This window comes from Companilactobacillus metriopterae, from assembly GCF_002762335.1.
In the GTDB taxonomy this organism is placed as follows: Bacteria; Bacillota; Bacilli; order Lactobacillales; family Lactobacillaceae; genus Companilactobacillus; species Companilactobacillus metriopterae.
This window is the reverse complement of the sequence record NZ_CP024610.1, coordinates 157,774-170,893: the sequence shown is the minus strand read 5'-3', so window position 1 is coordinate 170,893 and position 13,120 is coordinate 157,774. Positions and strand designations below refer to the sequence as shown.

The 13,120-nt window shown below is 33.4% G+C and carries 9 protein-coding genes; 7 read left to right on the top strand and 2 right to left on the bottom strand.

Annotated features, from left to right (window positions below; translation table 11 throughout):
• Window positions 1-76 precede the first annotated feature (76 nt).
• The gene (locus CS873_RS00865; RefSeq protein WP_099974007.1) at window positions 77-2,608 is read left to right on the top strand and encodes a M1 family metallopeptidase; all 2,532 of its coding nucleotides are present in this window, start codon (window positions 77-79) and stop codon (window positions 2,606-2,608) included.
• Between the two features lie 81 nt (window positions 2,609-2,689).
• Here the strand turns inward: CS873_RS00865 and CS873_RS00860 are convergent, their stop codons facing one another.
• Window positions 2,690-3,727, bottom strand: a complete 1,038-nt coding sequence (locus tag CS873_RS00860; RefSeq protein ID WP_099974006.1) for a zinc-dependent alcohol dehydrogenase family protein — start codon at window positions 3,725-3,727, stop codon at window positions 2,690-2,692.
• A 347-nt stretch (window positions 3,728-4,074) separates the two neighbouring features.
• Between CS873_RS00860 and CS873_RS00855 the strand changes: the two genes are divergently transcribed.
• Window positions 4,075-4,896, top strand: coding sequence for a GIY-YIG nuclease family protein (locus tag CS873_RS00855; RefSeq protein WP_099974005.1), 822 nt, complete (start codon window positions 4,075-4,077; stop codon window positions 4,894-4,896).
• Between the two features lie 41 nt (window positions 4,897-4,937).
• On the opposite strand, the gene CS873_RS00850 is transcribed toward CS873_RS00855, so the two are convergent.
• On the bottom strand, window positions 4,938-5,495 hold the full coding sequence (locus CS873_RS00850; RefSeq protein WP_099974004.1) for a stage II sporulation protein M: 558 nt from the start codon (window positions 5,493-5,495) through the stop codon (window positions 4,938-4,940).
• 169 nt (window positions 5,496-5,664) lie between these two features.
• On the opposite strand from CS873_RS00850, the gene CS873_RS00845 reads away from it, so the two are divergent.
• The 5 genes from CS873_RS00845 (at window position 5,665) to CS873_RS00825 (ending at window position 13,051) form a co-directional block, all read left to right on the top strand.
• Window positions 5,665-8,769 carry a type I restriction endonuclease subunit R gene (locus CS873_RS00845; protein WP_099974003.1) on the top strand — a complete coding sequence of 1,035 codons (3,105 nt, stop codon included), beginning with the start codon at window positions 5,665-5,667 and terminating at the stop codon, window positions 8,767-8,769.
• Between the two features lie 20 nt (window positions 8,770-8,789).
• The gene (locus tag CS873_RS00840) at window positions 8,790-10,454 is read left to right on the top strand and encodes a type I restriction-modification system subunit M (RefSeq protein ID WP_099974002.1); all 1,665 of its coding nucleotides are present in this window, start codon (window positions 8,790-8,792) and stop codon (window positions 10,452-10,454) included.
• On the top strand, window positions 10,447-11,679 hold the full coding sequence (locus tag CS873_RS00835) for a restriction endonuclease subunit S (protein ID WP_099974001.1): 1,233 nt from the start codon (window positions 10,447-10,449) through the stop codon (window positions 11,677-11,679). The genes CS873_RS00840 and CS873_RS00835 overlap by 8 nt, the downstream gene beginning before the upstream one ends.
• A 103-nt stretch (window positions 11,680-11,782) precedes the next feature.
• Window positions 11,783-12,430 carry a nitroreductase gene (locus CS873_RS00830; protein ID WP_099974000.1) on the top strand — a complete coding sequence of 216 codons (648 nt, stop codon included), beginning with the start codon at window positions 11,783-11,785 and terminating at the stop codon, window positions 12,428-12,430.
• Between the two features lie 63 nt (window positions 12,431-12,493).
• On the top strand, window positions 12,494-13,051 hold the full coding sequence (locus CS873_RS00825; RefSeq protein ID WP_099973999.1) for a GNAT family N-acetyltransferase: 558 nt from the start codon (window positions 12,494-12,496) through the stop codon (window positions 13,049-13,051).
• Window positions 13,052-13,120: the final 69 nt, after the last annotated feature.

Here is a 13,120-nt window from a genome sequence, read left to right as displayed (position 1 = left end):
GAGTTGGCTTAGCTAACTCTTTTTTTGTGCACTGTCGTATAATAAAAACAATTATTGAACTTTAAGGAGAGAATTTATGGCAGAATTGAATCATTTTTATCAATTATTCGAACCAACTCACTATGATATCTTTATTGATATCAATCGTGAGAAGAAACAAATCCAAGGTACATCAACAATTACAGGTGATGCCAAAGAGAAGAATATTTCTATTCATCAAAAATATTTAACTATCGAATCAGTGATTTCAAATGGTACAAATCTTCCATTTGAAGTGGACGACAAGAATGAAGCTATCAATATTGAACTTTCAGATATTGGTGAAGTAACATTAGAAATCAAATATAATGCTAAACTTACTGATACTATGATGGGAATTTATCCTTCATACTATGAAGTTGATGGCGTTAAGAAACAAATAATTGGAACACAATTTGAAACTACTTTTGCACGCCAAGCTTTCCCAAGTGTTGATGAACCTGAAGCAAAAGCCACTTTTGACTTAGCTATCAAGTTTGATGAACATGATGGCGAAACAATTTTGAGTAATATGCCTGAGGTTCGTAATGAAGGTGGAGTTCACTATTTTGATACTACAGTTCGCATGTCCACATATCTAATTGCCTTTGCATTTGGTGAACTACAAAGTAAGATGACAACTACTAAAAGTGGTGTTCAAGTTGGAGTGTTTGGAACTAAAGCACATGCTAGCAATGAACTAGATTTTGCACTAGACATTGCTCAACGATCTATTGAATTTTTTGAAGAATTCTATGAAACTCCTTATCCATTGCCACATTCATGGCAATTAGCTTTGCCTGATTTTTCAGCAGGAGCAATGGAGAACTGGGGTCTGATTACTTATCGTGAAGCATATTTATTGTTAGATCCTGAAAATACCGCACTCAATGTAAAACAATTAGTTGCTACTGTTATCGCCCATGAGTTGGCACATCAATGGTTTGGTGATTTGGTAACTATGAAGTGGTGGGATGATTTATGGTTAAATGAAAGTTTCGCCAATATGATGGAATATGTAGCTATCGATGCCATACAACCAGATTGGCATATTTGGGAATTATTCCAAACTTCAGATGCTCCAGCAGCATTGCAGCGTGATGCAACTGATGGGGTGCAATCTGTTCATGTTCAAGTAAATGATCCAGCTGAAATCGATTCTCTATTTGATGGAGCTATTGTTTACGCTAAAGGTGCTCGTATGCTAGTTATGGTTCGTGCTTTGATAGGTGATGATGCCTTACGAGCAGGACTGAAGAATTATTTTGCTGAACACAAGTATAGCAATGCCAGAGGTGCAGACCTTTGGGATGCTTTAGGTAAAGCATCTGGGCTAGACTTAGGTGCAATTATGAATTCTTGGTTGGAACAGCCAGGATATCCAGTAGTTACTGCTAAGATTGAAAATGGAGATTTGGTTCTAAATCAAAAGCAATTCTTTATTGGTGACGGCGTTGACAAGGATAGATATTGGCAAATTCCTTTGAATGCTAATTATGATCAAGCTCCAAAACTAATGACTGAAAATTCAATTAATTTGGGAAATTATGCTGATCTACGTACAAAAAATGCCAAATCTTTCCGATTAAATATGGAAAATAATTCACACTTTATAGTAAATTATGATCAAGAATTATTAGATGATATTTTGAATGATGTTGATAATTTGGATGCAATTTCAAAATTACAAATACTTCAAGACTTGAGACTATTGGCAGAAAGCCGTCAAATTTCTTATAGTTCAGTAGTTCCTTTGTTGAATCAATTCTCAGATAATGATGAAACGATTGTTAATGACGCTCTATACACAGTCGTAGGTAATTTGAAGAAATTTGTTCAACCAGATTCAAATGAAGAACAAAATTTACGTAAACTCTATGGTAAATTAAGTGAAAAACAAGTTGCTAAATTAGGTTGGGAAAAGCAAGCCGGAGAATCAAATGATAATCAATTAACTCGACCAATTGTATTATCAGCCGCATTATATTCTAAAAATCCCGAAATGATTTCTAAAGCGCATGATTTATTTAAACAAAATAAATCTAATCTAGCTGCCTTACCAGCAGATACACGTACATTGATTTTGGCAAATGAAGTTAGAAATTATGGGGATGAAACATTATTTGAAAATCTTCTAAACGAATATGTTCAAACTTCAGACCCTAGTTATAAGAATGCAATTACTTCTGCACTTACAAGTGCTACTGATGAGAAATTATTGACAAAATTGATCGAAAAATTTGAAGATGCTAGTGTTATTAAGCCTCAAGATTTGCGTGCTTGGTTCTATGGCGTATTGAATAATTCTAAAGGTGAGCAATTAGCATGGGATTGGATTCGCAACGAATGGCAATGGCTAGAAGATACTGTTGGTGGAGATATGGAATTCACGACATTTATCCTAGTTATTAGCCGAGTGTTTAGAACTAATCAAAGATTGTCAGAGTTCAAAGAATTCTTTGAACCAAAACTTAACCAATCTGGATTAACTCGTGAAATCACAATGGATATTAGTGTTATTGAAACACGAGTCAACTTGATCGAAAATGAAAAAGATTCTGTAAATAAATCTATTGAAGAAGCAATTTAAATATAATAATTTCCTTAAAAAAGGATAATAATATAAATAAAAAAGCTAAGACAATTACAATTTGTCTTAGCTTTTTATTTATTACATAACAATTAGTGATTTGATTGCTTCACGTTTGTCCATTGCTTCATATGCATCTTCAATTTCATCAAGAGAGAAACTCTTTGTAAATACTTTACCAGGGTTGATTTCTCCACTTAGAACAGCATCTAGAAGTCCGCCTTTAACATATGTTGTAACAGATGCAGGGCCACCTCCGATAATGTTGTTATTGTAGAATGTTGAAGTCATATCCATATTAGGATTTTGAGGTAGACCAACACGACCAATAGTAGCACCAGGACGAGCAGCTTTTAGGGCTGTTTCAGTTGATAATTCTGTACCAACACATTCAAGAACTGCGTCAGCACCTGCGCCATCAGTAAGTTCCATGATTTTGGCAATAGCTTCGTCACCACGTTCAGCGATGATATCAGTAGCACCAAATTCTAGAGCAAGTTTTTGTCTGTCTTCGTGACGACTCATAGCAATAATACGTTTTGCTCCACGCATTTTAGCAGCGATAACACCACATAGACCAACAGCACCATCACCAACGACAACAGCTGTATCACCAGCTGAAACATTAGCTACTCGAGCAGCGTGGTAACCTGTAGGCATAACGTCTGAAAGAGCTAATAGTGATTTGATCATATCATCACTGTAGTCTTCTGGTTTACCAGGAATCTTGATAAGAGACCAGTTAGCATGTTGATAACGGATGTATTCAGATTGGATACCTGAACTGAAGTTATCAGTATGGTTTTGACAATCTCCTTCAAAACCTGCAAGACATGCAGCACAGTGACCACATCCATGAGTAAATGGAGCGATAATGAAATCACCAGGGATAAAAGTAGAAATATCAGAACCTACTTCTTCAATGACACCAATAGCCTCGTGACCACCATTTTCAGAATGTTCTGGTTTTTCAGTTAGACCACGATAAGCCCATAAATCTGAACCACAGACACAAGTACGAACAACGCGAATAATTACGTCATCAGGTGCTTGAATTTTTGGCATATCAATATCTTCTATTTGAATATCTCCGACTTTTTCAAAAATAGCACTTTTCATATTTTCAATATCTCCTATTAGTCATATTATTTAATAATAAATGTAATACAAAGTAATTTTACAACTTAAACCATACTATAAGTCAAACAAAATCAATTAATTATGTAAGTTAACAGAATCTTCACATTTTATTAGTTATTAATTCAAATATTAAAGTTAATATATAACCATAGTCAGATGAGAGATGACTTTTAATACTTAATATTCCCCCCTATAATATTAAACCCCCGTAAAACTCTCGATAAAAATATACAAGATATATAAAATACAAAAAGCTAACCTTCCCCTGGGTTAGCTTTTTTTTGCGTAATTAATAGTAGTGAGATATTTAAAAATTTGGAGGCAATATGGGTGAAAATATTTTTGTTACAGCTGACGGAAAAAATGATAATATCTATGTCTATCATCAAGAACCAGCAGAAGTCGTTATGGCAAATCGTGAAGATATAAATTCTTTAAATTCATTAGATGAAGCTAATTTACCAGGTATTTATATTTTAATTGGAGATAACCGTAGATACATTGGTCAGGCTGCGACGAGTGTTATTTCAAGATTAAACCAACATCATAAGAATAAAGATTGGTGGACTAACGTGATTTTCTTCGGCAGAGAAGATAGTCATCTAGTTAAATCTCAAACTGATTATTTAGAGAAAAAATTGATAGATTTATTTCAACAAACAACATTTGATATTGATAATTCAACACAAGGAAATCAAAGTTACATTGATAAATTATCTAAAGCACAAGCGGATAATTTGTGGTCAATAGTTCAAGAGATACTATTGGACGTAGTGAATATTGATTTATTCGAAAACGAAAATCAAATCGTTGATGAAAACACAGATCAAATAAATTGTTATGTGATTAAAGATAATCAGGGAAACGAGTTTTCAGATTCATCAATGAGGTCCGTTTTTGTAAAAATGGTTACGAATTACTATAATTCATCTTACAAAGATCAATTAAGTAAGCTGATAGTGTCTGATAAACCAACTACAATTAATATTTTAGGAACAAAAGAAAGTATATCTAAGTCAGGATATAAATTAACAAAAGAAATATCAGATGGTGTTTATTTATACGCAAATTTCTCTAAACAAGATATTATCAAGAAAATTAGTTATATAAGTGACATCCTAGGAATTAAAATAATATGTAATTTTTAAAATGAATACTACAAAAAAGCTAACCCATAGGGTTAGCTTTTTTATATCATTAAATTAGTAATCCAATCAGCAACATAAGTTTCTAAGAAAGCAGCTAATATAATCAATGGTAAGACATACAAGATATATCTTTTCAGGAATAATTTGATTTCAAACCAGAATGTAGAATTATTTTCTCTGTGAAAAATTTTATTTCGAATCCATAGGTTAATTGGGTATATTGCAGATGCAAATAAACATAAGGCAAATACCTCTGCGAATAAGTGTGGTATTGATCCAATAGTAATTGCAAATCCTTTTTGAAAATCTAGAGTATAAGCAACGCCATATAATAATCCAGGTAATATAGAAGTATAAAATATGTTTATCAAATAAAGAAAAGGTACCGGAATAAGTGCAAGAATAAACATTTGCAGAGGAACTTTAAATCCGTTATTCAATATGTATTGAATAAATAAAGTAAATCCGCTTTTATTTTCAATCTCATTAGGTATTGCATCACTAGCACTTTTTACAACTGAGTGTAGATCCGGATGAATTAAATAGATAGCGAGTGCTGTAATTATAGTTATTGCAATGGCTATTTCAAAAAATACCATGCTCTAGCTATAAAATTGTTAGAAGATTTTTTCATAATTATATTTCCCCACTAATTAATATATTAACATTGAATTACTTGTTAATGAATTCGCTATAATCATCGAATGAAGTAAAAACTCTTGATATAATAAAATTAAGAAAATTAGTTTAAGTAAAATGGGGAAAATAATGGCAGTTGAGAAGAGAGAATTAGAATTCGAGAATAAAATTGTAGAATATCTAACAAAAATTGGTGGGACAAAGCAGTGGCAAGAAATGCCAGATATAAAAAATACCGATCAATTATGGGTAAATTTCAAAACAATTTTGGAAAACAATAATCCAGATAAATTAAAAAAGCCTTTGTCTGTGAGTGAATTTAATCAAGTTAAAAGTGAGATCAGCAATTTATCCACATCGTTCAAAGCTGGTCAATTTTTGTATGGACTAAATGGTACTTCTCAAGTTGAAGTTGATTTAGATGATGGTAGACATGTCTTTTTAACTGTATTTGATCAAGCACAAGTTGGCGCAGGAAATACTACATATCAAATAGTAAAACAAATAGAACGTGATCCTATTGTCGCAGGTAAAAAATCACGTCGATTTGACATAACTTTATTGATTAACGGACTTCCAATTATACAAATAGAAGAAAAAGCTGACGGTCATGATGCTAAAGAAGCATTGAATCAGATGCATCAATACATTGCAGAAAAACAATACTCTGATATTTTTTCAACGTTGCAAATCTTAGTAGCCATGACGCCGCATGACGCAAGATATATGGCAAATACATCATCAGATATGTTTAATACTGATTTTGCATTTAGATGGCAAGATGAAAAAACTAACGCCCCAATATTAGACTGGAAAGAATTCGCTAACAAGTTCTTATCTATTCCAATGGCGCATCAAATGGCTACTAGCTATATGATTTTAAATGGAACAAAAAACCGTCAAATGATCATGTCTATGAGATCATACCAGGTCTACGCTACTCGTCGTGTTATTGAAAGAATTAGTAATCATCATTTTGGAGAAGACCCTAAAGAATTAGGATATGTTTGGCATACCACAGGTTCAGGAAAAACAATCAGTTCTTTCAAAGCTGCATGGTTGGCATCAAGATTGCCTAATGTAGATAAAGTTGTCTTTTTGGTGGATCGAGTTGCTTTGACAAATCAGACAGTTGAAGAATATCAAGCGTATGATCCGGATAGTGATGACTTGAATAAAAATGGTGTCGTAGATGATACTGCTAATAAGTCAGAGCTTGAAAAAAAATTATTATCTGATGGATCAGGAATTATCGTTACATCTACTCAAAAAATGGGTGGGTTGGCTGAAAGTAATAAATTAAAGAACCTAGATAAAAATATTGTATTCATAGTAGATGAGGCTCATAGATCTACTTCTGGAGACATGATGTTACGAATCAAAGATTCTATTAAGAGATCAGCTTTTGTCGGATACACAGGAACTCCAGCATTTGATCCTAAAGAAGGACCTACAACTCAAGAGTTATTCGGTGATTTATTACACGCTTATACCATCAGGGATGCTATCGCAGATAAAAATGTCCTAGGATTCAAAGTTGATTTTGAGACAACATTATCTGATCAGTCTCTTAAAGAAAATTACCTACCAAGGTACTTTAAGTATCAACATCCAGAGTGGACTGCAGAACAAATTGACCATAAGATCAACAATATGACTGCAGCTGATATGGATGATCAAGTTACACCTAGTGTTTATGATATGAATGAAGATCATGTAAAAGAAGTGGTCTCAGAAATTATTCGAAATTGGAATAAAAGATCAAATTCATACAAATATAACGCCATTTTGACAACTAAAGTTGGTGGAGGTAAAGCCTCTACACCAATGGCAATGATGTACTACGATGAATTCAAGCGCCAAAACAAAACTTTAGAGAAACCACTTAAAGTCGGAGTTACTTTCAGTAGAAAAACGGACAATAGTGATTCACAATTAGAGACAAATGAAAATCTAGATCGTGCTATGCAAGAGTATAATGAGGAATTTGGTACAAACTTCGATGCTACTCAAGATAAAGAATACAACGAAGATTTAGCAACTAGACTAAACAAGAAAGCAGTAGATGGCAATTACCTTGATTTGGTTATCGTAGTGGATCGATTACTAACAGGGTTCAATGCTCCACAACTAAACACATTGTACGTTGACCGTACTCTGAAAGGTGCTGGATTAATTCAAGCGTATTCAAGAACCAACCGTGTTCAAAATATGCAGGAGAAACCATTTGGACATATTGTAAATTATCGTTGGCCACATAATTCAGAAAAATTAATGGATGAAGCACTTCAATTGTATGCAAATCGTGAATCTGCAAATTATCAATTAGTTGTAGGTGATCTGAAAAATGATCCTGAAAAAGGTGTTCTCGAAAGTTCATATACAGAGTTGGTCGATGAACTAAAAGAAGTAGTAGCGGATATTTCAGAAGCAACATCCAATTTTGTCATGGTTCCACCAAGTGAAACTTTACAAGAGACTACTTATGATAACTTAGAGAAATACAATCGTATCATGGCCAAAATCAAACAAGATGAAAACTATGATGAAGAACACCCAGAAAAATTGCTAGAATCACTAGGAATGACAGAAGACGACGAAGCCAAAGTAACGGGTGTCTTCGCTGAAGAGTTGAAAAAGGTAGTCGCAGAAAATCACGATGTCGATCTATCCGATCTAACCTTGACTATGGAACATGTGAAAGACGTCAAAGTTAACTATGATTATTTGAATATTCTTATTGCAGAATTAGCTAATCAAGTTAAAGATGGCGACAACTCAGAAGCAGAAAAAACTAGAGATAAGATTGTTAAATTTGCTGATCAACTGGAAGATTCTAAGTATGCTAAGCAAGTTAGTGATTACGCTGAAGATATCTATAACAAAGAAGTCGAATTTGAAAAATATCCAGTTAATTCTACAGAAATCCCTGATTTATTGGATAATTACGCCACTGATACCATGAGAAAATCTATCTTAGAATTCAAACGTAAATGGGGGCTAGTTGATATAAAGAATGTTCATCTGATAAATGAAATACTAGAAAATCATGTTGTTGGTGCAGATGATCTAAACGTATCCGGAGAACGTGACCAGATTCTAAAAGAAGGACAAGTTCTTTACCAAGAAGACTCAACTGATCCAGAAATTAGAGAACTAAGCAAAATCAAATATAGAAATAGTTTTAAAGAAGCATTTAATAAGTTTGCCGATACACTAAAAAGAAAATATTAAAGACAAGAGGAAACAATATAGTGAGTGAAGAAGTAAAGAGCGCACAGGACCTAACAAATCAACTGTGGTCAATGGCCAATGATTTGCGTGGAAACATGGACGCAAGTGAATTTAGAAATTATATATTAGGATTCATGTTTTACCGCTATCTGTCAGAACATCAAGAAGACTATATTATCAATGAAGATTTAGTAGAGATATCAGGTGATGAAACTGTCAATGAAGCATATATCCGAGCAGCTGCAGAAGATGGTGAAGAAGACTATCTAGAAGATATCGCCAGTTCTCTAGGTTATGCTATCGCACCCAATGATACATGGGCATCAATTATTGATCGTGTTAACAGTGACAAAATCTTGCCAGAAGATTTTCAAAATATGTTTGATAACTTCGATAAAAATGCACAGATCAATACTAATGCTTCAGGAGACTTCACAAATATCTTTGCCGATGTGAATTTGTCTGATAATAAACTAGGTAATAGTACAACAAGTCGTGCCCGTGCTTTGAAAAATATTGTTTTATCAGTAGATGAATTCAACTACCTAGGAGAAAACGGTAAGGATATCCTAGGGGATGTCTATGAATATCTGATTGCTAAGTTTGCCGGTAATTCTGGAAAGAAAGCCGGAGAATTCTATACTCCTCATGAAGTATCCCAAGTCTTGTCAAAATTAGTTACTATTAATGAATCAACTGTTGATCGTCCATTCAGTGTATATGATCCCACTATGGGATCAGGCTCACTATTGTTGACAGTTCAAGATGAATTACCAGATGGTAATACTCAAGGTGCTGTTCAATTCTATGGTCAAGAGTTGAACACTACTACTTTCAACTTGGCACGTATGAATCTGATGATGCATGGTGTTGAGTATCAAAATATGACATTGAACAATGGTGATACCCTAGAATCTGATTGGCCAGATGGTCCAGATGATCAAGGAATCGACCATCCACGTAGTTTTGATGCAGTAGTTGCTAACCCACCATATTCAGCGCATTGGGATAATAATGACAATAAATTAAAAGATCCTCGTTTCAAAGATTATGGCTTAGCTCCTGGAACTAAAGCAGATTTTGCGTTCCTACTCCATGGTCTATATCACTTGAAATCTACAGGAACGATGGCAATTGTCCTACCCCACGGAGTTCTATTCCGTGGAGCAAAAGAAGGTAAGATTCGTCAGGCACTATTAGAAAAAAATCAAATCGATGCCGTTATCGGACTACCTGCAGGACTATTCTTCTCGACTTCAATTCCTACAGTCGTTCTAGTGTTGAAACGCCAAAGAGATAACCGTGATGTAATGTTCATTGATGCAAGTGAACACTTTGAAAAGGGAAAGAATCAAAATGTTCTTCGTAGTGAAGATATTGAATTGATTATCAATACCTACAAAGATCGTAAAGATGTTGACAAGTTAGCTCATGTAGCAAGTTTAGAAGAAATCCAAGAGAACGATTACAACTTGAATATTCCTCGATATGTCGACACATTTGAAGAGGAACCAGAGATTGATCTTGATAAACTAACTACTCAAATGAAAGAAACACAAACTCAAATCAAACAAAATGAAACAGAACTAATCAGCATGTTGAATGAACTAAAAAGTGACGATCCTAAGATAAAATCTGATCTACAACATTTTATTCAAGCACTAGGCGGTGATAGTAATGAGTAATGTTCCAGTAGTTAGATTTAATGGATTTGATGATGAGTGGGCTGATAAAAAGTTGGGTGATGTGACAAAACGGGTCAAAGGTAATGATGGGAGAATGGAGCTTCCAACTCTTACAATTTCTGCATCTCAAGGATGGATGGATCAAATAGATCGTTTTTCTAGTAATATAGCTGGTAATGAACAAAAAAATTACACGTTATTAAAGAAAAATGATCTATCTTATAACCATGGCAATTCTAAAATTGCTAAATATGGAGTAGTGTTTTCTTTGGACTCTTATGAAGAAGCCTTAGTTCCAAGAGTTTATCATAGCTTTAGAACAACTAATGATTCTTTCTCATTGTTTATTGAATATTTATTTTTAACAAAAAAACCTGACAGGGAACTTAGAAAGCTTGTTTCTTCTGGGGCAAGAATGGACGGATTACTTAATATAAACTATGAATCATTTATGGGAATAAATATTATGTTCCCTTCCCTACCAGAGCAAAAAAAAATAGGTAATTTTTTCAAACTGCTAGATGACACCATTGCTCTACATCAAAAGGAACTAGACGCCTTGAAGCAGGCTAAACAAGGATTCTTACAGAAAATGTTTCCTGCCGATGGTGAAAAGGTTCCGAAGATTCGTTACCCAGAATTTTCAGATGATTGGGTTGAGACTAAGTTGGGGGATATTGGTGACACGTATAATGGCTTAACAGGAAAAACAAAACTAGATTTTGGCCATGGTAAAGGAAAATTTATAACTTATCTTAATGTAAACAAAAATACATTTTCTGATTTTAATGGTGTTGGTAATATCGAGAAAGACATAAAGCAAAATGAGGTTGTTTTTGGTGATGTTCTATTTACGGTATCTTCAGAAACTCCTGAAGAAGTTGGACTATCATCAGTATGGTTAGGAAAAATGTCTAATGTTTATTTAAACAGTTTCTGTTTTGGTTATAGATTACATGAAGAAGTTGATTATTATTTTATTGGATATGTTCTTCGATCAAATTCGGTGAGAAAAAAAATAAAATTACTTGCTCAAGGGATATCTAGGTATAATATTTCAAAATCTAAAGTTATGGATACAAGTCTGTTATTTCCTGAATTAGAAGAACAAACAAAAATAGGTAAATTTTTCCAAAAAATAGATAAATCAATTGCTTTAGAAGAACAAAAACTAGATGATCTAAAGAATGCAAAGAAATCTTTCTTGCAAAAAATGTTTATATAATAATTCAATTCATTTAAACAAGATATTATCAAGAAAATTAGTTATATAAGTGATATCCTAGAAATTAAATAACCAATAATTTCTAGATTTCAGAGGTAATATCATGGAATTTTTAAACGTACTAAACAACCGCCGATCTGTCAGAAGTTTTAGCAATCAACCTATATCTGATAAGGATTTACGGGAGATTGTTGAGCAAGCATTGCTAGCACCATCTTGGGAGAATACTCAACCTTGGAAAGTATACATTGCTGGTGGTAACACTCTAAAAAATATCAAGCAGCAACATCTTCAATATTCTAAAGACAAGGTTCGCAGTAATCCTGAAATGCCTATTATGCACTATAATCAATGGGCAAAGGATTCTGTTCATAACATTGATCAATGGAACTCTGATATTAATAATTTTCTTGGCGATGAATCTGATGAGGTTGGGGATGTTCAGTTTAAGTTATTCAACGCTGCTAATATTGTCTATCTGACTGTTCCTAAAAATTCATCATCATGGTCAATCTATGACTTAGGTGCATTTGGACAAACTCTGATGCTTTCTGCCACCAACAAGGGAATAGATTCAATTCCAGCATATGCTTTGGTTAAATATCCTGATATTGTCCGTAAAAATATAGATATTCCTGATGATCAGATGCTTGTAATGGGTATTGCTTTAGGATATCGAGATACTAGTAAAATCAATGATTTTGAATCTAAACGTATGAACTTAGATGATGTTTTAAAAATTGAAAAGTAGCACAAATAAAAACTATAAGTCTATAATTGACTCATAGTTTTTTTATTTACGAGGTGAAAATTTATGGCAGGGATACGTTTAGCTACAACCAGTGATGCGCAAAAAATACTAGATATCTACACACCCTATATAGAAAATACAACAATAACTTTTGAATATGATGTTCCAACACTGGAGGAGTTTGCTGAACGTATTAATGATGTTCTAGAAAATTTTCCATATCTTGTTTATGAAGATAAAAATGGCAGTATTCTCGGTTATGCGTATGCTCACTATTATGGAGAACGTTCGGCATATAATTGGACGGTGGAAGTTAGTATATATTTATCTGAAAATGCCAGTGGGAAGGGTATTGGAACAAAACTTTATCGATCGTTAGAAGAAGAGTTAACTAAACAAAAAGTCATTAATATAGTGGCATGTGTTACAGAAGAGAATATAGGTAGTATTAGATTTCATGAAAAACTGGGATTTAAAAATATCGGAACATTTGAAAAAGTAGGATATAAATTTAACAAATGGTTAGATGTTATCTGGTTTGAAAAGAATGTAAATAAGCGTGATTCTGAAGTTTCAGAAATTATTCCATATGCTAAATTAGAAAAAAGAACTTACCGTTAGGTAAGTTCTTTTTATTTTGTTGTTGCTATTTTATTTCCAACGATGTATATTAAATTCATCAGGTGAGTG